17 protein-coding genes are annotated in these 21,399 nt (G+C 74.6%); 8 read left to right on the forward strand and 9 right to left on the reverse strand.

The window, feature by feature from the left end:
- The first annotated feature begins 198 nt into the window (after positions 1 to 198).
- From IE245_RS01850 to IE245_RS01875, 6 genes are all read left to right on the forward strand, one after another.
- Positions 199 to 1,827: a protein kinase domain-containing protein gene (locus IE245_RS01850; RefSeq protein WP_189944778.1), complete on the forward strand. Its 1,629-nt coding sequence runs from the start codon at positions 199 to 201 to the stop codon at positions 1,825 to 1,827.
- Between the two features lie 174 nt (positions 1,828 to 2,001).
- Positions 2,002 to 2,826, forward strand: a complete 825-nt coding sequence (locus IE245_RS01855) for a hypothetical protein (RefSeq protein ID WP_189944779.1) — start codon at positions 2,002 to 2,004, stop codon at positions 2,824 to 2,826.
- Positions 2,827 to 2,924: 98 nt separating this feature from the next.
- Positions 2,925 to 3,629, forward strand: coding sequence for a PadR family transcriptional regulator (locus IE245_RS01860; protein ID WP_189944780.1), 705 nt, complete (start codon positions 2,925 to 2,927; stop codon positions 3,627 to 3,629).
- An 85-nt stretch (positions 3,630 to 3,714) separates the two neighbouring features.
- Positions 3,715 to 4,458: an ABC transporter ATP-binding protein gene (locus IE245_RS01865; RefSeq protein WP_189944781.1), complete on the forward strand. Its 744-nt coding sequence runs from the start codon at positions 3,715 to 3,717 to the stop codon at positions 4,456 to 4,458.
- A complete protein-coding gene (locus IE245_RS01870) occupies positions 4,455 to 7,322 on the forward strand; it encodes an FtsX-like permease family protein (protein ID WP_189944782.1) in 2,868 nt (955 codons plus the stop codon). Before IE245_RS01865 ends, IE245_RS01870 begins: the two co-directional genes overlap by 4 nt.
- Positions 7,323 to 7,419: 97 nt before the next feature.
- Positions 7,420 to 7,974, forward strand: coding sequence for a bacterial proteasome activator family protein (locus IE245_RS01875; RefSeq protein WP_189944783.1), 555 nt, complete (start codon positions 7,420 to 7,422; stop codon positions 7,972 to 7,974).
- Positions 7,975 to 8,100: 126 nt separating this feature from the next.
- Here IE245_RS01875 and IE245_RS01880 read toward each other — a convergent pair whose 3' ends face one another.
- From IE245_RS01880 to pdhA, 7 genes are all read right to left on the reverse strand, one after another.
- Positions 8,101 to 9,081: an NAD(P)H-quinone oxidoreductase gene (locus IE245_RS01880; protein ID WP_189944784.1), complete on the reverse strand. Its 981-nt coding sequence runs from the start codon at positions 9,079 to 9,081 to the stop codon at positions 8,101 to 8,103.
- 34 nt (positions 9,082 to 9,115) lie between these two features.
- The gene (locus IE245_RS01885) at positions 9,116 to 10,207 is read right to left on the reverse strand and encodes a potassium channel family protein (RefSeq protein ID WP_189944785.1); all 1,092 of its coding nucleotides are present in this window, start codon (positions 10,205 to 10,207) and stop codon (positions 9,116 to 9,118) included.
- Positions 10,195 to 11,652, reverse strand: a complete 1,458-nt coding sequence (locus IE245_RS01890; protein ID WP_189944786.1) for a molybdopterin molybdotransferase MoeA — start codon at positions 11,650 to 11,652, stop codon at positions 10,195 to 10,197. Before IE245_RS01890 ends, IE245_RS01885 begins: the two co-directional genes overlap by 13 nt.
- Entirely contained in the window at positions 11,649 to 12,608 is a 960-nt protein-coding gene (locus IE245_RS01895) for a DUF6457 domain-containing protein (protein WP_189944787.1), read from the reverse strand. Before IE245_RS01895 ends, IE245_RS01890 begins: the two co-directional genes overlap by 4 nt.
- Before the next feature lie 90 nt (positions 12,609 to 12,698).
- The gene (locus tag IE245_RS01900) at positions 12,699 to 14,138 is read right to left on the reverse strand and encodes a dihydrolipoamide acetyltransferase family protein (RefSeq protein ID WP_189944788.1); all 1,440 of its coding nucleotides are present in this window, start codon (positions 14,136 to 14,138) and stop codon (positions 12,699 to 12,701) included.
- Positions 14,138 to 15,172, reverse strand: coding sequence for an alpha-ketoacid dehydrogenase subunit beta (locus IE245_RS01905; RefSeq protein WP_189944789.1), 1,035 nt, complete (start codon positions 15,170 to 15,172; stop codon positions 14,138 to 14,140). The genes IE245_RS01900 and IE245_RS01905 overlap by 1 nt, the downstream gene beginning before the upstream one ends.
- Positions 15,169 to 16,320, reverse strand: a complete 1,152-nt coding sequence (pdhA, locus tag IE245_RS01910; protein ID WP_206325192.1) for a pyruvate dehydrogenase (acetyl-transferring) E1 component subunit alpha — start codon at positions 16,318 to 16,320, stop codon at positions 15,169 to 15,171. Before pdhA ends, IE245_RS01905 begins: the two co-directional genes overlap by 4 nt.
- A gap of 258 nt (positions 16,321 to 16,578) precedes the next feature.
- Between pdhA and IE245_RS01915 the strand changes: the two genes are divergently transcribed.
- Entirely contained in the window at positions 16,579 to 17,073 is a 495-nt protein-coding gene (locus IE245_RS01915) for an Lrp/AsnC family transcriptional regulator (protein WP_189944851.1), read from the forward strand.
- A gap of 296 nt (positions 17,074 to 17,369) precedes the next feature.
- On the opposite strand, the gene IE245_RS01920 is transcribed toward IE245_RS01915, so the two are convergent.
- Both IE245_RS01920 and IE245_RS01925 read right to left on the reverse strand, forming a co-directional pair.
- Positions 17,370 to 17,960 (reverse strand): TetR/AcrR family transcriptional regulator, encoded by a 591-nt coding sequence (locus IE245_RS01920; protein ID WP_189944790.1) that lies wholly within the window; start codon positions 17,958 to 17,960, stop codon positions 17,370 to 17,372.
- A complete protein-coding gene (locus tag IE245_RS01925) occupies positions 17,957 to 19,489 on the reverse strand; it encodes a 3-hydroxyacyl-CoA dehydrogenase (protein WP_189944852.1) in 1,533 nt (510 codons plus the stop codon). Before IE245_RS01925 ends, IE245_RS01920 begins: the two co-directional genes overlap by 4 nt.
- 184 nt (positions 19,490 to 19,673) lie before the next feature.
- Here IE245_RS01925 and paaN point away from each other — a divergent pair, with 184 nt between their 5' ends.
- Complete coding sequence (gene paaN, locus IE245_RS01930; protein ID WP_189944791.1) at positions 19,674 to 21,371, forward strand: phenylacetic acid degradation protein PaaN; 1,698 nt, start codon at positions 19,674 to 19,676, stop codon at positions 21,369 to 21,371.
- Positions 21,372 to 21,399 lie beyond the last annotated feature (28 nt).

Here is a 21,399-nt window from a genome sequence, read left to right on the forward strand (position 1 = left end):
TTCTCCTGTACGCCTGTGCAAATTCCGTGGGTTTCGCCCGTCCCCCGCGCGACGCGGCCGGTGCAGAGGGTCACGGAACGGGCACGCGGCTTGACGTGTCAGGGGCCTGGGGCAGACTTGGCGCAGAATCAAGCCGGACACGGACTTCCGGCCGGAAGACGACGGACCGACGCCGCGGGGCGCAGGGGGACAGCACACATGAGCCACGACGGCGCTCAGGGCGGCCGCTACGCGGGCGGTTCGGTCGCGAACGGCCGCTACCAGCTGCGCGACCTCCTCGGCGAGGGCGGCATGGCCTCGGTCTACCTCGCGTACGACAGCGCGCTGGACCGACAGGTCGCGATCAAGACGCTCCACACCGAGCTGGGCCGCGAGGCGTCCTTCCGCGAGCGGTTCCGCCGCGAGGCGCAGGCCGTGGCGAAGCTCTCGCACACCAACATCGTCTCGGTCTTCGACACCGGCGAGGACACCCTCGACGGCGGTCTGATGCCGTACATCGTCATGGAGTACGTGGAGGGGCAGCCGCTCGGCTCGGCCCTCGCCGCCGACGTGCGCCAGTACGGGGCGATGCCCGCCGACAAGGCGCTGAAGGTGACGGCGGACGTGCTCGCCGCCCTGGAGGTCAGCCACGAGATGGGGCTCGTCCACCGCGACATCAAGCCCGGCAACGTGATGATGACCAAGCGCGGCGTCGTGAAGGTCATGGACTTCGGCATCGCCCGCGCCATGCAGTCCGGCGTCACCTCGATGACCCAGACCGGCATGGTCGTCGGCACCCCGCAGTACCTCTCCCCCGAGCAGGCCCTGGGCCGGCCGGTGGACGCCCGCTCCGACCTTTATTCGGTCGGCATCATGCTCTTCCAGCTGCTGACGGGCCGGCTGCCCTTCGACGCGGACTCGCCGCTGGCCATCGCCTACGCGCACGTGCAGGAGGAGCCGGTCGCCCCGTCGTCGGTGAACCGGTCGGTGACGCCCGCGATGGACGCGCTGGTGGCCCGCGCGCTGCGGAAGAACCCGAACGAGCGGTTCCCGAGCGCCGCCGCCATGCGCGACGAGTGCCTGCGGGTGCTCTCGGCCGGCCAGGCCGCCGCCCCCGTGATCGTCGCCGGCGGCCCGGTCAACAGCGGCTCGGGCGTCGGCTCGGCCGTCTTCCCGCCGGTCGGCCAGACCCCGCCGCCGCACGCTCCCGCCCCGCACGTCCAGCAGCCGTACCAGCCGCCGGCGCAGCAGCCCGGCCCGTACGGCCCGCCGACGCCGGCGCCCACCCCGGCACCCGGCCCGGGCTACGGCTACCCGCAGCAGGCGTCGGCCTACCAGACCCCGCCGCCCGTCTCCTACACGCCCGCCCCCGCCCCGGCGCCGCGGCGGAACATGCCGGTGCTCGTCGGCGCGGTCCTCGTCGTCCTGATCGCCGTGGGCGGCACGCTGATCGCCCTCAAGCCGTGGGAGAAGGAGCAGGACCCCACCGCGGGCGGCACCGGCGGCCCGACCGGCGGCACCGGTCAGACCCAGACCCAGACCGACGCCCCCGGGCACAAGGGTCCCGACCTGTCGAAGACCATCGACACGAAGGAATGCACCGAACCGCGGGAGTCGAGCGACGACCCGGACAAGTTCGAGGTGCCGGACCTCACCTACAAGAACATCACCTCGGTGAAGGACTGCCTCCGGCTCGCCGGCTGGAAGGTCACCAAGGAGATCCCGGTGAACGAGAACACCTACGGCGAGGGCACGGTCCTCCAGCAGTACCCGAAGGCCGGCACGGACATCTCCGCGGAGGACGCCGAGTTCACCCTGGACGTCTCCACCGGAAACCCGCAGCAGTAGCCGCCCGGGATGCCGGAATCATCCCCCTATGTGACGCTGAATCGGACACCTCGGCGGCACGGCAGGGAGGGATTCCCGGTGGCTCCCACACGCGGCGGAAGCGGTGGCGTACGAGTACGGGTACGCGGACGGGCGAGGGCACGCCGACGGGTGCGCGGGCGGGCCCGGGCCCCGATGCGGACGCGGGTCCGCGGGCGGGTGCGGGCGGCGGGGCCCGGTTCCCGCGCCGCCCTCCGCACGGCCGCCCTCGCCCCCGCCCTGGCCTGCGCCCTCACCCTCTACGCCGGCGCCGGCGCCGCCGCCCACGGCCCCACCGCCGGGCCCACCGCGCCCGGCGCCTCCAGCCCCGCCGCCCCGTCCTCCTCCTCCGCGTCGCCCTCCCCGTCCTCCCCGGCCGCCCCGCCCATCGCGACGGGCACCCCCTCCGCCACCACCCGACCGGACACGCCCCCGGGACCGGGCGCCACCGGCAGACCCGGCCCCAGCGGCACCGACGCCGCCGCCCCCGCCCCGACCGGCACCACCACCGCCCCGCCCACCGCGACCGCGGCCACCCCCACCGGAGGCGACGCGCACCGGCCCGGGAAGCCCGCCGCCCGCACCAGTGACGCCCCGACACCCACCGGCTCCCCCTCCCTCGCCGGGCGGCCCGCCGGCGAGGGCCGCCCCAAGCCCGGCCGCAGCGAACCCGCGACGCCGAGCGCGACGGCCACGGAAACCGCCGAGGCCTCCGGATCCGCCGCCCCCTCACGTGACAGAACCGCAACAGAATCCACCGGTGACCACCTCCCCGAGGAGGACGCCGAGGTACCCGGGGAGGACGCCGCCGCCCGCCCCGAAGCGGCCCGCGCCACCGGCCCCGCCGCCGCCCCGCAGCTCGCCGTGCGGACCCCCGGCACCGCCTCCGACCAGCCCGTTCCGCTCCTCACCCTCGGCGTGGGGCTCACCCTGGTGGGGCTCGGCCTCGGCTTCCTCGGGCTGCGGCTCCGCCGCCGCTGACGGCCCGTCCGGCCGTGCCCGGTCCCTCCTGAGGCGGACCCTCCGCCTCCCCCTCAGGACGGTTGCCGCCCCTGACATACCCGGTATACATACTCGGTATGTCGATCCGCCACGGGCTCCTCGCCCTCCTCGAACACGGCCCCCGCTACGGCTCCCAGCTGCGCACCGAGTTCGAGTCCCGCACCGGCTCCACCTGGCCCCTCAACGTCGGCCAGGTCTACACGACCCTCGGCCGGCTCGAACGGGACGGCCTCGTGGCCCAGAACGGCGAGGACGGCGCCGGCCACGCGCTCTACGCGATCACCGACGCCGGCCGCACCGAGCTGCGCACCTGGTTCGAACGGCCCGTGGACCGCACCAGCCCCGCCCGCGACGAGCTCGCCATCAAGCTCGCCATGGCCGTCGGGGCACCCGGCGTCGACATCCGCGAGGTCATCCAGTCCCAGCGCCGCCACACCGTGAAGGCCATGCAGGACTACACCCGCCTCAAGGCCCAGGCCCTCACCGCGCTCGAAGGCACCGGCAGCCGCGAACGCGACGACATCGCCTGGCTCCTCGTCCTGGAACAGCTGATCTTCCAGACCGAGGCCGAGGCCCGCTGGCTCGACCACTGCGAGTCCCGGCTGATCCGCCTCTCCGCCACCGCCCCTCCGCCCACCGCCGCCGCGCACGCGCCCGCCTCCGAGAGGGGGCCCGGGAACACGGGGGCCCGGCCCGGGCCCGGGGCGGGGACGGGAGGCGGGGGCGTGGGGGCCGGGTCGGGGGTGGCGCCGGGGGGCCGGGCCGAGGGCCGGGCCCGCTGACCAGGGCCTGAGCCCCCGTACGACTCCGTCTTCTTCCATCACACCGTTCACCGTGCGCTCTCCGCGCACCCTAGGGGGACCCTTCATGTCCACACCGCTCGCCGCGCAGCCCGTGCTGCGCCTGCAGAACCTGACCCGGGTCCACGGGTCCGGCGCCACCGAGGTGCACGCCCTGCGCGGCATCGACCTCGACGTGCACCCCGGCGAACTCGTCGCCGTCATGGGGCCGTCCGGCTCCGGCAAGTCCACGCTCCTCACCATCGCCGGCGGCCTCGACACCCCCACCTCCGGACAGGTCGTCGTCGAGGGCACCGACATCACCACCGCCGGGGTGAAGGAACTCGCCGCCCTGCGCCGCCGCAGCGTCGGCTACGTCTTCCAGGACTACAACCTCATCCCCGCGCTGACCGCCGCCGAGAACGTCTCCCTGCCGCGCGAGCTCGACGGCATGTCCGCCCGCAAGGCGCGCGTGGAAGCCCTCGCCGCACTGGAGGAGATGGGGCTCGGGCACCTCGCCGACCGCTTCCCCGACGAGATGTCCGGCGGCCAGCAGCAGCGCGTCGCCATCGCCCGCGCCCTCGTCGGCGACCGCCGTCTCGTCCTCGCCGACGAGCCCACCGGCGCCCTCGACTCCGAGACCGGCGAGTCCGTCCTCGCCCTGCTCCGCGCCCGCTGCGACGCGGGCGCCGCCGGCGTCCTCGTCACCCACGAGCCGCGCTTCGCCGCCTGGGCCGACCGGGTCGTCTTCCTGCGCGACGGCGCCATCGTCGACCAGACCGTGCGCAGCGAGGCCGACTCCCTCCTGACGGGCCGGGTGGCCGAGGCGTGAAGACCTGGTTCCACTCCTGGCGGGCGGCGATCCGCATCGCCCGCCGCGACGCCTGGCGCGCCAAGGGCCGCAGCTCGCTCGTCCTCGCGATGATCGCCCTGCCCATCCTCGGGGTCAGCGCCGCCGATCTCACCATCCGCAGCTCCGAACTCTCCGTCACCGAACGCCTGGAGCGGTCGATCGGCGCCGCCGACGCCGCCTTCCGCGACCCCGGCTTCGGCGGGGTCCCGGTCCACCAGTCGCCCGACGGCGACAACGTCTACCCGGCGAAGGAACCGGCGGACAACGAGCCCTGGCCGAGCGGCTCCACCGACCCCGGCAAGGTCATACCGGACGGCGCCCGCTGGATCACCGACACCCAGGGCGCGGCCAAGCTGACCACCGTGCACGGCCTGCTCCAGACCGACGTCCGGGAGCTGAAGACCGACGACCCGATGGCCCGGGGCATCACGACGCTCCTCGACGGGCACCACCCGCGGAAGGCCGACGAGGTCATCGCCACCTCCGCGTTCCTGGAGAAGAGCGGGCTCTCCGTCGGCTCGACCGTTTCCGCTCGCAATTTCGACCGTCCGTACCGGATCGTGGGCTCCTACGAGCTGCCGGACGAACTCGACACCGCCCAGATCACCGCACTGCCCGGGGCCTTCCTCGCCCCGTACGGGAAGGCCGCGGAGAAGGCGGGGGCGCTCGCGCCCGGCTCCACCACCTCGTACCTGGTGCAGCGCCCCGGCGGTTTCACGTGGAACGACGTGCAGGCGATCAACGCCAAGGGCGTCTCGGTCGCCTCCCGGGCCGTCCGGCTCGACCCGCCCGCCGACTCCGAGGTCCCGCTCTACCAGCAGGAGGGCTGGGGCGACTTCCGGTCCAGCGACGGCGCCGACGCCATGCTCCTCGCCTCCCTCGCCACCGTCGTCGGCCTGGCGATGCTGGAGATCTGCCTGCTCGCCGGCCCCGCGTTCGCGGTCGGCGCCCGCCGCTCCCGCCGCCAGCTCGGCCTGGTCGGCGCCAACGGCGGCTCCCGCAGCCACATCCGCGCCATCGTCCTCAGCGGCGGCCTCGTCATCGGCGTCTCCGCCGCCGTCGTCGGCACGGTGCTCGCCCTGGTCCTCACCCTCGTCCTCCAGCCGTTCCTGGAGGACTTCATGGGGCAGCGGTTCGGCGCCTTCGACGTCCGGCCGCTCGAACTCCTCGGCATCGCGCTGCTCGCCGTCCTCACCGGTCTGCTCGCCGCGATCGTCCCGGCCGTGACCGCCTCCCGGCAGACCGTGCTCGCCTCGCTCACCGGCCGCCGCGGCGTCCGCTCCACCAGCAAGGTGCTGCCCGTCGTCGGCCTGATCGCGCTGCTCCTCGGCGCGGCGATCGCCCTCTACGGCTCCGTCGTCACCGACCAGTTCGCCATCGTCGCCGGCGGCTCGGCCATCGCCGAGCTGGGCGTGGTCGCCATGACCCCCGCCATCGTCGGGCTCTTCGGGCGGGTCGGCCGCTGGCTGCCGCTCTCCCCGCGGCTCGCGCTCCGCGACGCCGTCCGCAACCGGGGCCGTACGGCTCCGGCGGTCGCCGCCGTCCTCGCCGCCGTCGCCGGCACCGTCGCCGTCGCCACGTACACGTCGAGCAGCGACGCCCAGTACCGGGCCGAGTACACCGCCAGCCTGCCGCACGGCGCCGTCTCCTTCTTCCAGATGGAGGAGGGCGGCCGGGACGTCCCCGCCGTCGCCGACGCCGTCCAGCGCTACTTCTCGGTCGAGACCCGCGCCGACGTCTCCCGCGTCGCCGTCGGCAAGCCCGGCTGCCCGGCCTGGGGCGGCGGCGACGGCTGCGGCCAGTACGAGCTGATGCTGCCGCCCGCCAACGAGTGCCCGATGTGGGCGGCCACCGCCGACGGCAGCGACCCGTCCGAGAAGTTCACCCCCGAGCAGCGGCGGAAGCTGCTGCGCGAGGACTGGCGCTGCAAGGAGACCTCGGGCGGCGGCGGGGTCTACGTCGACGGCGGACTCCTCGTCGGCGACGACCGCCTCCTGAAGGTCCTCGGCATCGACGACCCCGGCGCCGTCCGGGCCCTCGCCGACGGCAAGGCCGTCGTCCTCTCCCGGCCCCTGGTGGACAAGGACGGCACGATCGGCATCAAGCAGGTCACCGACCTGAAGGCCGCCGAGCAGGCCTCGATGGCGCGCAAGCCCTCCCCGGGCAAGGTCTCCCGGATCCCCGCCCACCTGGTGTCGGGCGATCCGAAGTCCTACGGCCTCCAGGTCCTCATGACCCCCGCGGCGGCCAAGGCGGCCGGCCTCGCCACCGTGCCCGTCGGCGCCTACTTCAGCACCGACGCCCTGCCGAGCAGCGAGCAGCGCCAGAAGCTCGACGCCGAACTGGCGGGCCTCGGCGCCGGGGTGGACCTCACCGTGGAGGAGGGGTACGTCTCCGACGACAGCATCTTCCTCCTCGCGCTGACCGTCTTCGCCGGCCTGGTCACCATCGGCGCCGCCGGCATCGCCACCGGCCTCGCCCAGGCCGACGCCGAGGCCGACCTGAAGACGCTGGCCGCCGTCGGCGCCCCGCCGCGCGTCCGCCGCACCCTCAGCGGCTTCCAGTGCGGGGTGGTCGCCGCGATGGGCGTCGTCCTCGGCTCGCTCGCCGGACTGCTCCCCGCGATGGGGCTGCGGCTCACCGAGGAGCGCGAGCAGATCCGCTTCCACGAGCAGATCCTCGCGGAGGGCTGGGGCAGCGACCTCACCCCGCCGTACGTGCCGATCGTGATCCCCTGGGAGACGCTCGCGGCCCTGCTCGTCGTCGTCCCGCTCGGCGCGGCGCTGCTCGCCGCCCTGGTGACCCGCTCGAAGGGGGCGGTGGCCCGCCGCGAGGCGACCTGACGACTTTCCGCGGCCGACCGTGCCCGGGGAGAAGGGTGGATCACCCTTCTCCCCGGGCACACCTGGTGGTGAAGCGTGTGTGCGAGAGAATGGCGGCATGGAGATGCCGAGGAATGACAGGTCGCCGGAGAGCCCCCAGGTCCTCATCGTGGGACAGGACGGGATGGCTCTCGGCGGCGCCCAGGGCGACGACGAACCCCGTGAGGTCCCGGTGACGGAAATGGTCGAGCAGCCGGCGAAGGTCATGCGGATCGGCAGCATGATCAAGCAGCTTCTGGAGGAGGTCCGCGCGGCACCTCTCGACGAGGCCAGCCGGGTCCGGCTGAAGGAGATCCACGCCAGCTCGGTGAAGGAGCTGGAGGACGGCCTCGCGCCGGAGCTCGTCGAGGAGTTGGAGCGGCTCTCGCTCCCCTTCACCGACGAGGCCATCCCCTCCGAGGCGGAACTGCGCATCGCGCAGGCCCAGTTGGTCGGGTGGCTGGAGGGCCTCTTCCACGGCATCCAGACGGCGCTGTTCGCCCAGCAGATGGCGGCCCGCGCCCAACTGGAGCAGATGCGGCGGGCCTTGCCCCCCGGCGCCTCGCACGAGGACGACGACGAGCCCGGTGGCCGCGGCCACGGCCGTGCGGTCGGCTCGGGGCCGTACCTGTAGGGCGGTCGTACGAGGAAGGGCCGCCTGTAGGGCGGTCGTACGAGGAAGGGCCACCTGTAGGGCGGTCGTACGAGGAAGGGCCCGGCGCTTCGGACGCGCCGGGCCCTCTCGCGTACCGCCCGGCGTCTACGGCGCGAGCAGCAGGACCTTGCCGACGTGGGCGCCGGACTCCAGGACCCGGTGGGCCTCGGCGGCCTCCCGCATCGGAAGCGTCCGGTCGACGACCGGGCGGACCGTGCCGCCCTCGACCAGGGGCCAGACGTGCTCGCGGACGGCCGCGACGATCGCCGCCTTCTCCTGGAGCGGACGGGCGCGCAGGGTCGTCGCCATCACGGCGGCCCGCTTCGCGAGGAGCGCGCCGAGGTTCAGCTCGCCCTTGACGCCGCCCTGGAGGCCGATGACCACCAGACGACCGTTGACCGCGAGGGCCTGGATGTTCCGGTCCAGGTACTTGGCGCCCATGATGTCCAGGATCACGTCCGCGCCGGCCCCGTCGGTGGCCTTGTGGAGCTCCTCCACGAAGTCCTGGGTGCGGTAGTCGATCAGCACGTCCGCGCCGAGTTCGGCGCAGCGGGCCAGCTTCTCCGGTCCGCCCGCCGTGACGGCGACCTTCGCGCCGACCGCCTTGGCCAGCTGGATCGCCATCGTGCCGATGCCGCTCGCCCCGCCGTGCACGAGGAGCGTCTCCCCGGGCCGCAGGTGGGCGATCATGAAGACGTTGGACCAGACCGTACAGGCGACCTCGGGGAGCGCGGCGGCCGTGGCCAGGTCGACGCCCTTCGGGACCGGGAGCAGCTGGCCGGCCGGGACGGCGACCCGCTGGGCGTAGCCGCCGCCGACGAGCAGGGCGCAGACCTCGTCGCCGACGGACCAGCCGGAGACCCCGGGACCGAGGGCGGCGACGCGTCCGGCGCACTCCAGGCCGGGGTGGGGCGAGGTGCCGGGCGGCGGGTTGTAGAAGCCCTGCCGCTGGAGGACGTCGGCGCGGTTCACGGCGCTCGCCACCACCTCGACGAGGACCTCGCCCTCGCCGGGCACGGGATCGGGCACCTCGGCCCAGACGAGGGCCTCGGGGCCGCCGGCTTCCGGAATCGTGATCGCATGCATGGGCGCGAGGCTACTCCCGGTCCGCCGGGGGCGCTCAGTCCTCCGGCGGCGTGGTGAGCGGGATCCGGGGGGTGGCCCGGACGATGGTGATGACCCGGTCCGTGAGCTGGAGGGGGCTGGCCGCGGGGTCGTCGTAGCTGAGCAGCCGGTGGCCGCGCAGCACGCTCACCACCAGGTCGTCGGTCTCCCGGACGCTGCGGCCCGCCTCCGCCTTGGTCACCGGGCGCTCGACCAGGTCGAGGCCGGAGCCCTGCTGGATCAGGTCCTCCATGACGGTGCCCGCGCTGGGGCTGAGCACGGAGAGGCCGAGGAGCCGGCCGGCGGCGGAGGCGCTGGTGATGACCGCGTCGGCGCCGGACTGGCGGAGCAGCGGCGCGTTCTCCTCCTCGCGGACGGCGGCGACGATCTTCGCGCCCCGGTTGAGCTGGCGCGCGGTCAGGGTGACCAGGACGGCGGTGTCGTCGCGCTGGGTGGCGATGACGATCTGGCGGGCCTTCTGGACCTCGGCCCTGATGAGGACGTCGCTGCGGGTGCCGTCGCCGACGACGCCGACGAAGCCGTCGAGGTTGGCGGCCTCGATGACCTTGCCGGAGGGGTCGACGATGACGATCTGGTCCTTGCGGAGGCCGGTGGCACAGAGGGTCTGGATCGCGGACCGCCCCTTCGTCCCGAAGCCGACGATCACGGTGTGGTCGCGCAAGTGGGACCTCCACTTCTTGAGGCGGAACTCCTCCCGGGTCCTTTCCGTGAGGACCTCGAGAGTGGTACCGACCAGGATGATCAGGAAGAGCACGCGCAGGGGCGTGATCACCAGGATGTTGACGAGCCGCGCGGAGTCGCTGAACGGGACGATGTCGCCGTATCCGGTGGTGGAGAGGGTGACGGTCGCGTAGTAGGCGCAGTCGAGGAAGTCGACGGTCTCGTTGGCGTTGTCGTGGTAGCCGTCGCGGTCCACGTAGACGATCAGGACCGTCAGGAACAGCACTCCGAGGGCCATGAGGAGACGCCGGGCGACCTGCCGGAGGGGGTCCACGGAGCGGCTGGGCAGATGGATCCGCGCACCGGTCACCTTCTCGTCTGCGTGGCGGGCCATGACGTCACGGCTGGGAAGTTTCACGTGAAACATGCTCCTTGAGCGAACGGCGGCTCGGTCGGCCAGGGGAGGGCGAGCAGCTCAAGGCGCTGTCCGGGCTCGGCTCCGCCGGGCGGCACCACGGCCATGGCGTCGGCGGCGGCGATGCCCCGCAGCATGGCCGGCCCCTGGTAGCGCAGGGGCACGACGAGCCCGTCCCGGTGGACGACGGGCACCAGCCGGGTGTCGTACGGGTGGCCCTGCACGGGGTCGCGGAGGGGCGCCCGGGAGTCGCCCGGCGCGGCGGCCGTCGGGGAACCGCCCGGTGCGGCGTCGGCCGGGGGCTCGTACGGGGCGGCGGCGGGGGACTCGCGCGGGGGCGTCGCCAGGGCGGCCAGGAGGGGCGCGGCGAGGGTCAGGAGGCCGGAGACGGCGGCCAGGGGGTTGCCCGGCAGCCCGACCAGATGGCGTCCCGCGTCCAGCCGGGCGAGCAGCATGGGGTGGCCGGGGCGGACCTTCACCCCGTCGACCAGCAGGGTCGCGCCGGCCTTGTCGAGAACCGGGTGGACGTGATCCACGGGTCCTGCGGCGGTGCCGCCCGTGGTGACGACGAGGTCGGCGGCGGACGTGGTGACGGCCGTGTACAGGGCCTCGGCGTCATCGCCGATCCGGCGGGTCGCCAGGACCTCGGCGCCCAGGGCGGTGAGCCAGGGCCCGAGCATCGGGCCGAGCGCGTCGCGGATCAGCCCGTCGTGGGGGAGCCCGGCCGTCAGCAGTTCGTCGCCGAGGACGAGAACCTCCACCCGGGGGCGGGGCGCCACGGCGAGCTCGTCGTATCCGGCGGCGGCGGCGAGGCCGAGGACGGCGGGGCCGACGGGGGAGCCGGCGGACAGCAGTTCGTCGCCGGCCCGGCACTCCTGGCCCCGGGGGCGGATGTCCTGCCCGGTCACGACCTCCCGGAGGGGGTACAGCAGAACCGTTCCGGCCTCGGGGGCGGTGCGGGGGTCCGCGCCGCCGGCGTCCTCGGTGCGGGGGTCCTCGCCGTGGGCGGGGCCGGTGCCGGAGTGCCCGCCGTGGGCGTCCTCGGTGCGGGAGTGCTCGGCGCGGATGACGGCGGTGGTGCCGGCGGGGACGCGGGCGCCGGTGGCGATCCGTACGGCCTGCCCGGGGGCGAGGGCGGCGGCTCCGGCGTGCCCCGCGAGCACCGCCTCCTCGCGCACCGTCCAGGGCCCCGGTCCCGCGACCGCCCAGCCGTCCATGGCGGAACTGTCGAAGGACGGCAGGTCGGTGAGCGCCCGCAGCGGTTCGGCGAGGGTGCGTCCGAGCGCCTGCCCGAGCGGCACGCGCACCGCCGGGCGCTCCCCCGCCGCCCGCGCCGCGCTGCCCGCCCGGGCGGCGAGGGCGCGAGCCTCGGGCCAGGGGGTGGCGCGATGGTGCCCGTGGGCCCGCGCGGGGGCCTGCGCGGGGGCGGGGGGCGGGGCGGGTTGTCCGGCGGTCATCCGGCCTCGTTCTTGTCATCCCGCTTCGCCTGCCCGGCCTGCCCGGCCGGCTCGGCCCGTCCGGCCTGCCCGGCCGGCTCGGCCTGCTCGGCTTCCCAGCGGAGGGCGAGGGCGGCGGCCTTGCGGGAGGCCTCGGCCACGGCTTCGGCGGGGACGGCGCCGCCCTGCGCGGCCTTGGCCGCCGCGTAGCCGACGAGGAAGGTCGTCAGGGGCGCGGCGGGGCGGGCGACGCCGTGGGCGGCGTCCCGGGCCAGGTCGAGCAGGACGCCGGTGTCGACGTCCAGGTCGATGCCCAGTTCGGTCTTGACTGCGGTGATCCATTCGTCCAGCACGGATCCATGGTCCCTGATGCGCGCCCGGGCCGTGGCGATGTCCTCCCAGGTGTCGCAGTCGAACGAGGCCGCGGGCTCCTCCGCTCCCACCGGGACCCGGACGAGCCGCAGCCCGCCGACGAGCGTCCGCAGCGGCAGGTGGTCGAGCTCCCCGTGTGCCCGTCGGAGCCCGTCGAGCTCCCGGCGCAGGGCCGTGGCCCGGTAGACGGCGACGAGCGGCTGCTCCCGTCCGTCCCCGTCGACGAGCAGCGCCCCTTCGGCCCCCGGCCCGGCGTCGAGCGCGGCGAGGAGCCGCAGCACCGTCCCCCCGCCGAGGAAGGGCAGATCTGCGGAGAGCACGAGCAGGATTCCGGGGTCCCCGGGCGCGGTGGCGCCGAGCGCGGTGACGCCGGCGGCGAGGGCGGCCACCGGCCCCGTCCCGGCCGGCTCCTCGCGGGTCCAGCCGACGGGCCGGACCGTCGGGCGCGGGTCGCCGACGACCACGGTCCGGCGCGCCCCGGAGCAGGCGGCGAGCACCCGGTCGAGCAGGGTGCGCCCGCCGACCCGTACCCCTGGTTTGTCCGCACCGCCGAGGCGCCGCGCGGCGCCCCCGGCGAGCACGACGGCGTCGAATGCGGTGGTCACCCCAGCAGTATGGTCCGCCGCCCCCGACGCCCGCCCGGCCGGTCCCCTGGATGAGACGGGCCGGTGCCCCGGCGTCGGGGGCGGCGGCGGTCAGACCGTGCGGAGCAGCACCGCCGGCTGTTCGACGCAGTCCGCGACGTACCGGAGGAAGCCGCCGGCCGTACCGCCGTCGCAGACGCGGTGGTCGAAGGTGAGCGAGAGCTGCACCACCTGACGGACGGCCAGTTCGCCCTGGTGGACCCAGGGCTTGGGGATGATCCGTCCGACGCCGAGCATCGCCGCCTCGGGGTGGTTGACGATCGGCGTGGAGCCGTCCACCCCGAACACCCCGTAGTTGTTGAGGGTGAAGGTGCCGCCGGTGAGGTCGGCCGGGGTGAGCGTGCCCTGCCGGGCCGTCTCGGTGAGCCGGGCGAACTCCTCCGTCAGCGACTCCGCGGTCCGGGTCCCGGCGTCCCTGACCACGGGGACGACGAGCCCGCGCGGGGTCTGGGCGGCGAAGCCGAGGTGCACCTGGGGCAGCCGGACGATCTCCCGGGCGGTCGTGTCCACGGTGGAGTTCAGCTCGGGGAAGCGGCCCAGGGCGTGGACGCAGATCCGGGCGAGGAGGGCGAGGAGCGAGATCTTCGGCCCGCCCGCCGCGTTCATCGCCGCCCGCGCCGCCATGAGTTCGGTGGCGTCGGCGTCCACCCAGCAGGTCGCGTCGGGGATCTCCGTACGGCTCCGGGAGAGCTTGTCGGCGACGGCTCCGCGCAGCCCGCGCAGCGGGATCCGCTCGGCGCCGGGGACGGCGGCGGCCGGCGCGGCCACGGCGGGTGCCGCCTGCGCCGCCGGTGCCGCGGGCGTCTCGCGCGCGGTGAGGGCCCGCTCGACGTCGGCGCGCAGGATCAGGCCCTCGGGTCCCGAGCCGCGCACCTCCCGCAGGTCGAGCCCCCGGTCCCGGGCGAGCTTCCGCACCAGCGGGGAGATGACGGGGACCGGGCCCTCGGGCCGCACGGCGCCCACCGCCGCCGTCGCCGCCGGGGCGGGCGCGGCGGGGGCCGTCGGGGCGGGACCGGCCGTCGCGTTCGGCGTGGATTGCGCGACGACCGGGGACTGGGGGCGGATCCGGCGCCGCCGGGCCGCGGGGCCCGCCGTGCCGTAGCCGACGAGCACGTTGCCCGAGTACTCCGAGGACACCGCCGACCCGGCCGCCCCGGCCGCCTCGGCGCCGGGCGCGGACGCGATCCCGGACGGGGACGCGGTCGCGGGCTCGGCGGGCTCCGCCCCCGTCCCCGCGTCGCCGGACGCTCCGACCGCGACCGTCAGCAGCGGCGCGCCGACGGGCAGTTCGGTGCCCTCCTCGCCGAAGCGGGCGGTGACCACGCCCCCGTACGGGCACGGCACCTCCACCATCGCCTTGGCGGTCTCGACCTCGACGACGGGCTGGTCGATCGCGACGACGTCGCCGACGGCCACCAGCCAGCGGACGATCTCCGCCTCGGTGAGTCCCTCACCGAGGTCGGGCAGCTTGAACTCCAGGACCTGTGCCATCAGTTCCCCGCTTCCCACTGGAGGCGGGCGACCGCGTCCAGGACCCGGTCGACGCCCGGCAGGTGGTGCCGCTCCAGCATCGGCGGCGGGTAGGGGAGGTCGAAGCCCGCGACCCTCAGCACCGGCGCCTCCAGGTGGTGGAAGCAGCGCTCGGTGACCCGGGCGGCGATCTCCGCGCCGGGGCCGGCGAAGCCGCCGGACTCGTGGACCACGACGGCGCGGCCGGTGCGCCGCACCGACGCGGCGACGGTCTCGTCGTCGAAGGGCACGAGCGAGCGGAGGTCGACGACCTCCAGGTCCCAGCCCTCCGCGGTGGCCGCCTCGGCCGCCTCCAGACAGACCGGCAGCGAGGGACCGTAGGTGATCAGGGTGGCGCTGGTGCCGGGCCGGCGGACCACGGCCTTGCCGATGGGCTCCACGCGCGCGGGGGCCTCGGGCGACCAGTCGGACTTCGACCAGTAGAGCCGCTTGGGCTCCAGGAAGACGACCGGGTCGTCGGAGGCGATCGCCGTCCGCAGCAGGCCGTAGGCGTCCTCGACGGTCGCGGGGGTGACCACGTGCAGGCCCGGGGTGGCCATGTAGTAGATCTCGGAGGAGTCGCTGTGGTGCTCGACGCCGCCGATCCCGCCGCCGTACGGCACCCGGATGACCATCGGCATCGGCATCGCGCCGCGGGTGCGGTTCCGCATCTTCGCCACGTGCGAGACGAGCTGCTCGAACGCCGGGTAGGCGAACGCGTCGAACTGCATCTCGACCACCGGCCGCAGGCCGTACATGGCCATGCCGACGGCGGTGCCGAGGATGCCCGCCTCGGCCAGCGGCGTGTCCGTGCAGCGGTCCTCGCCGAACTCCTTGGCGAGCCCGTCGGTGACCCGGAAGACCCCGCCGAGGGTGCCGACGTCCTCGCCCATCACGTGGACGGTCGGGTCCTCGGCCATCGCGTCGCGCATGGCGCGCTGGAGCGCCTGCGCCATCGTGGCCGGCTTGGTCCGGCCCGCCGCCTTGGCGGCCGCGCCGGTCGTCGCCGTCGTCATCGGCTCTCGCCCTCCGCTTCGAGTTCGGCCCGCAGCTGCGCCGCCTGCTCGCGCAGCTGCGCGGTCTGCTCGGCGTAGACGTGGGTGAAGAGGTCCATCGGGTCGAGCACCGGGTCGGCGTTCATCCGCTCGCGCAGCTCCGCCGCCATCGTCTCGGCGGCCTCGGCCGCGGCGCGGCGGCCGTCCTCGTCGAGCAGGCCCCGCTCGGTCAGTTCGCGCTCCAGGAGCAGCACCGGGTCGTGCGCCCGCCAGGCCTCGACCTCGCCCTCCGCGCGGTAGCGGGTGGCGTCGTCGGCGTTGGTGTGGGCGTCGATCCGGTAGGTGATGGCCTCCACCAGGGTCGGACCGCCGCCGCGACGCGCGCGTGCCACGGCCTCGGTGAGCACCTGGTGCACGGCGACCACGTCGTTCCCGTCGACCAGGCGGCCCGGCATGCCGTAGCCGACGGCCTTGTGGGCGAGGGAGGGGGCGGCGGTCTGCTTGGCGAGGGGCACGGAGATCGCGAAGCCGTTGTTCTGCACGAAGAAGACCACCGGCGCCTGCCAGACGGCGGCGAAGTTCAGCGCCTCGTGGAAGTCGCCCTCGCTGGTGCCGCCGTCGCCGACCATGGCGAGCGCGACCACGTCGTCGCCCTTGAGGCGGGCCGCGTGGGCGAGGCCGACGGCGTGCGGCAGCTGGGTGGCGAGCGGGGTGCACAGCGGCGCCACGCGGTGCTCCCGCGGGTCGTAGCCGGTGTGCCAGTCGCCGCGCAGCAGGGTCAGCGCCTGCACCGGGTCGAGGCCGCGGGCGACGGCCGCGAGGGTGTCCCGGTAGGACGGGAAGAGCCAGTCCCGCTCCTCCAGGGCGAGGGCGGCGGCGACCTCGCACGCCTCCTGGCCGGTGGTGGAGGGGTAGACCGCGAGCCGCCCCTGCTTGGTCAGGGCGGTCGCCTGGGCGTTGTACCGGCGGCCGCGGACCAGTTCCGCGTAGAGCCGGCGCAGCAGCGCGGGGTCGGCGTCGGCGACCGCGTCCGTGCCGAGCACGCGCAGCGGCTCGGCGTCGGGCAGCAGCGGGGCGGGATCGGTCCGCGGCCGCCAGGCGGGCGGCGGCGTGGGCCGGTAGGCCGTCTCGGCGAGCGGCTCCTGGACTGTCGAACTGCGCTGTTGCAACGAGTCCACCTCCTCGTGGGAGCGGGCATAAGACCCGAAGGCGGGTGGCGCGGGTGTGGCGCGCCTCACCTACCGATTGTTCGGTCGTGGAGGCATTTTGGCTACAGGCACCTCCAGCCTGTGGACAAACGGTTCTCCACGGCCTGGGATAGAGGCAGGTCGTCCACCGGAGAGAGGCGGGGGCACATGGCGGATGAACAAATGGCCGTCGCCCGGGGCGGTGCCCCGGACGAGTCGGCCGGGGACGCGACGGGCGAGATGCTGAGCGCCCCCTCGGACACGCCGGCGCACGCCGCCCCGGCGCGCCCGCTGGACGCGATAGACCGGGACATCCTGCGACTGCTCCAGACGGACGGCCGCGCCTCGGTGCGCTCCGTGGCCGAGCGGGTGCACGTCTCCCGGGCCAACGCGTACGCGCGCATCAACCGGCTCATCGACGACGGCGTGATCCGCGGCTTCAGCGCCCGCGTCAACCACGAACGGGCCGGCCACGGCGCCTCCGCCTACATCACGCTCAAGATCGTCCAGAACTCCTGGCGCACGGTCCGCGAGCAGCTCAAGGCGCTCCCCGGAGCCGCGCACATCGCGCTGGTCAGCGGCGACTTCGACGTCCTGCTGCTGGTCCACACCCCGGACAACCGGACCCTGCGCGAGCTGGTCCTCACCCGCCTCCAGGCCATCCCCGAGGTCCTGTCCACCCGCACCCTGCTCGTCTTCGACGAGATGGACCTGAACGCCGACCCGAGGCCCTGACGCCCCGGTCACGGAAAAGGGCCCCTGAGGCCCGGGGCGGCAAAGGGGCCCTGAGGCCCCGGCCACGGAAAGGGGCCGCCGGATCCGTTCCGGCCCCCGGGCGCGCCGAGAGGGCCCCGGAACGGATCCGGGGCCCTCTTCTTCGGCCGGACCCTCTGGTACGCCTCCAGGCCTCGGTGGTCGTACGTCTCCCACCCTCGGGGGGCGTACGCCGCCCACCCCTCAGCGGGCGTACACCTCCCCACCCTCAGGGGCGTACGCCTCCCCACCCTCAGGGGGCGTACATCTCCCGGCCCTCAGCGGGCCTTCCGCAGCCCGTCGAAGGCGAGGTGGGCGACGGTCTCGGCGAGCTGGTCGCGCTCCGTCTGGTCCGGATGCGGCCGGTACCACTCCACCAGCGAGTTGATCATGCCGAAGAGGAGCCGGGTCGCGAGCCGGATGTCCACGTCGGACCGCAGGTCGCCCTCGGCGGCGGCCGCCCCGAGCAGCTCGGCCACCCGGTGGTCGAACTCCCGGCGCCGCTCCATCGCCCACCGCTCGGTCGCGGTGTTGCCCCGCACCCGCAGCAGCAGCGTCACGTACGGCAGCTCGGCTATCAGCACCTCGACGGTCCGCCGGGTGACGTACTCGACCCGCTCCACCGCGCGCCCGCGCACCGCGCCCGGCTCCTCCAGGATCGAGAAGAGCCCGTCGAGCGCCCGGCTGACCGCCCGGCGCAGCAGCTCCTCCTTGCCCGTCACGTGGTGGTAGATCGAGGACTTGGAGATCCCGGCGGCCTTGGACAGGTGCTCCATGGAGGTGCCGTCGTAGCCGCGCTCGTTGAAGACCCGCACCGCGACCGAGAGCAGCGTCTCGGGGGTGTACGTGTCGCGTCTGGCCGTCGTCATCGTGCCTCCTCCTCGGCGTACGCCCGGCGTGCGAGACCGGGGCACGGGGCGTACCGGCCCGTCGGGTACCGGCCGTGCAGGGCGTCCAGCAGCATCGCCGCCCGCCGGTGGCCCAGCCGGGCCCCCCACTCCAGGGGGCCGACCGGGTAGTTGACTCCGAGCCGCATCGCCGTGTCGACGTCCTCCGCCGTGGCGACGCCCCGGTCGACGGCGTCGACGGCGAGGTCGACGAGCATCGCGACCGTCCGGGCGACGATCATGCCGGGGACGTCCCCGATGACGGAGACCTGCTTGCCGAGCGCCTGGAAGAGCCCGACCGCCTCGCCGAGGACCTCGGGCGCGATGCCGTCCCGGGCCGCCAGCACGATCCGCCCGGCGGCGGCGTAGTCGAGGGCGAGGTCGAAGTAGACGATCTCCCGCTGGTACGGGAAGGAGGCCTCGCCGTCGGCGAGGTGGAGCTCGGCACCGCCCGGAAGGACGACGCGGCCGTCGCCCCCCTCCCCCTCCTCACGCTCCACGGCGATCCCCGCCGCCTCGAAGAGCGCCACCAGCGGCTCGGCCGGTCCGAGGCCGCCGCGGACGGTGATCCGCTCCGGCGCCTTCGCGGGCGGCGCGGTGTGCGGCGCGGGCCGCTCGGCGCCCTCCGCGTACGGGTACCAGCCGTGGCCCGACTTCCGGCCGAGCCGCCCCGACTCGACCAGCCTGCGCTGGGCCAGCGAGGGCGTGAACTTCGGGTCCTGGAAGAAGGACTCCCACACGGAGCGGGTCACGGCCTCGTTGACGTCCTGCCCGATCAGGTCGGTCAGCTCGAAGGGGCCCATCCGGAAGCCGCCGCACTCGCGCAGCGCCGCGTCGATCGTGGCGGGGTCGGCGCCGCCCTCCTCGTACACCCGGAAGGCCTCGGCGTAGAAGGGCCGGGCGATGCGGTTGACGATGAAGCCCGGGGTGTCGGCGCAGCGCACCGGCGTCTTGCCCCAGGCCTTCACCGTCTCGTACGCGCGCGTGGCGGCGGTCTCGTCGCTCGCGAAGCCGCGGACGACCTCGACGAGGGGGAGCAGCGGCGCCGGGTTGAAGAAGTGCAGGCCGACGAAGCGGCCGGGCAGCCGCAGGCCCCCGGCGATGGCGGTGACGGAGAGCGAGGAGGTGTTGGTGGCGAGGAGGGCGTCGTCGGCGACGACCTCCTCCAGGTCGGCGAAGAGCCGCTTCTTGACCGCCAGGTCCTCGACGATCGCCTCGACCACGAGGGCCGCGTCGGCGAGCTCGGCGAGATCCGCGGCGGCGTGCAGCCGGCCTCCGGCGGCCTCACGGTCGACGGCCGTCATCCGCCCCTTCTCGACGAGCCGGTCCAGGCGGGCGCCGATCGCGGCGACGGCCTCGGCGGCGCGGCCGGGGGCGCTGTCGTGGAGCCGTACGGTATGGCCGGCGGCCAGTGCCACCTGCGCGATGCCCTGGCCCATGGTGCCGGTGCCCACGACGGCGACGGTCCGGTCCCGCCCGATCGCCTCGCCCGCCGTGCTCGCGTCGTCCATGGTGGCGCTCCCCCTGACGGTTCCGTTGACCCGCGTGTCCGCTTCGCTGCCGAAGCTCATAGGAGTGATCCTCCCCGATGGGTTTTCCACAGGATCGACGGACCCCCTTGTCCCGACCGATCGTTCGGTTACTCTAACTCCGTACGCGTCTCCCTGCCCAGCTCGACGAGGAGTTGGTCCATCCATGGCCACCGCCCAGCCGATCACCGACGTTCTGGCCGAGAAGCACCGGTCCACACTCGATCAGGCCCTCGCCACCATCCGCACCCGCGCCTACTGGTCGCCCCACCCCGAGCATCCGAAGGCGTACGGCGCGGACGGCTCGTTGGACGCGGCCGCCGGCCTGGCCGCCCACGAAGCGGTGCTGAACGGCCGCTTCGAGCTCGACCAGCCGGGCACCGACGGCTGGACCGGCGGCGAGATCTCGCCGTACGGCCCCGCGCTCGGCATCGAGTACCCGCACGCGGACGTCGACGTGCTGCTGCCCGCGATGCGCGCCGGCCTGCCCGGCTGGCGGGACGCCGGGCCGGAGACGCGCGCCCTGGTGTGTCTGGAGATCCTGTCCCGGATCTCGGCCCGCACCCACGAGTTCGCCCACGCGGTCATGCACACCAGCGGCCAGGCGTTCATGATGGCGTTCCAGGCCGGCGGCCCGCACGCGCAGGACCGCGGCCTGGAGGCGGTGGCGTACGCGTACGAGGAGCAGACCCGCACCCCCGCCGGCCGGACCGCCTGGTCCAAGCCGCAGGGCAAGCGGGACCCGCTGGAGCTGTCCAAGGAGTTCACCCCGGTCGGCCGCGGCGTCGCCCTGGTCATCGGCTGCAACACCTTCCCGACGTGGAACGGCTACCCGGGCCTCTTCGCCTCCCTCGCGACGGGCAACGCGGTCCTGGTGAAGCCCCACCCGCGCGCGGTCCTCCCGCTGGCGCTGACCGTGCGGATCGCCCGCGAGGTCCTCGCCGAGTCCGGCTTCGACCCGAACCTGGTGGCGCTGGCCACCGAGCGTCCGGGCGAGGGCATCGCCAAGACCCTGGCGGTCCGCCCGGAGATCCGGATCATCGACTACACCGGCTCCACCGAGTTCGGCGACTGGCTGGAGGCCAACGCCCGCCAGGCGCAGGTCTACACGGAGAAGGCCGGTGTCAACACGGTCCTGATCGACTCCACCGACGACTACAAGGGCATGCTGTCCAACCTGGCGTTCTCGCTGTCCCTGTACAGCGGCCAGATGTGCACCACCCCGCAGAACCTGCTGATCCCCCGCGACGGCATCGCCACCGACCAGGGCCCCAAGTCCTACGACGAGGTGGTGGCCGACCTGGCCGCCGCCGTCGGCGGCCTCCTCGGCGACGACGCCCGGGCCAACGCCCTGCTCGGTGCCCTGGTGAACCCGGACGTGAAGGCCCGCCTGGAGGCGGCCGCCGGTCTCGGCGAGGTCGCCCTGGCCTCCCGCGAGGTCGCCCACCCGGACTTCCCGGAGGCCGTCGTCCGCACCCCCGTCATGGTCAAGCTGGACGGCTCCAAGCCGGACGCGGAGGCCGCGTACCTCTCCGAGTGCTTCGGCCCGGTCTCCTTCGCCGTCTCGGTCGACTCCACGGCCGACGGCCTGGAGCTGCTGCGGCGCACGATCCGCGACAAGGGCGCGATGACGGTGGGCGCGTACACGACCTCCGCCGACACCGAGCGGGCCGTCGAGGAGATCTGCCTCGACGAGTCGGCGCAGCTCTCGCTCAACCTCACGGGCGGGGTGTACGTGAACCAGACGGCCGCCTTCTCCGACTTCCACGGCTCGGGCGGCAACCCGGCGGCGAACGCGGCGCTGTGCGACGGCGCCTTCGTCTCCAACCGCTTCCGGGTGGTCGAGGTGCGCCGCCAGGCCTGACCCGGCGGCCCGTCCCGGCGTGCCGGTC

Origin of the sequence: Streptomyces roseolus, from assembly GCF_014649855.1 — a bacterium.
Lineage (GTDB): Bacteria > Actinomycetota > Actinomycetes > Streptomycetales > Streptomycetaceae > Streptomyces > Streptomyces roseolus.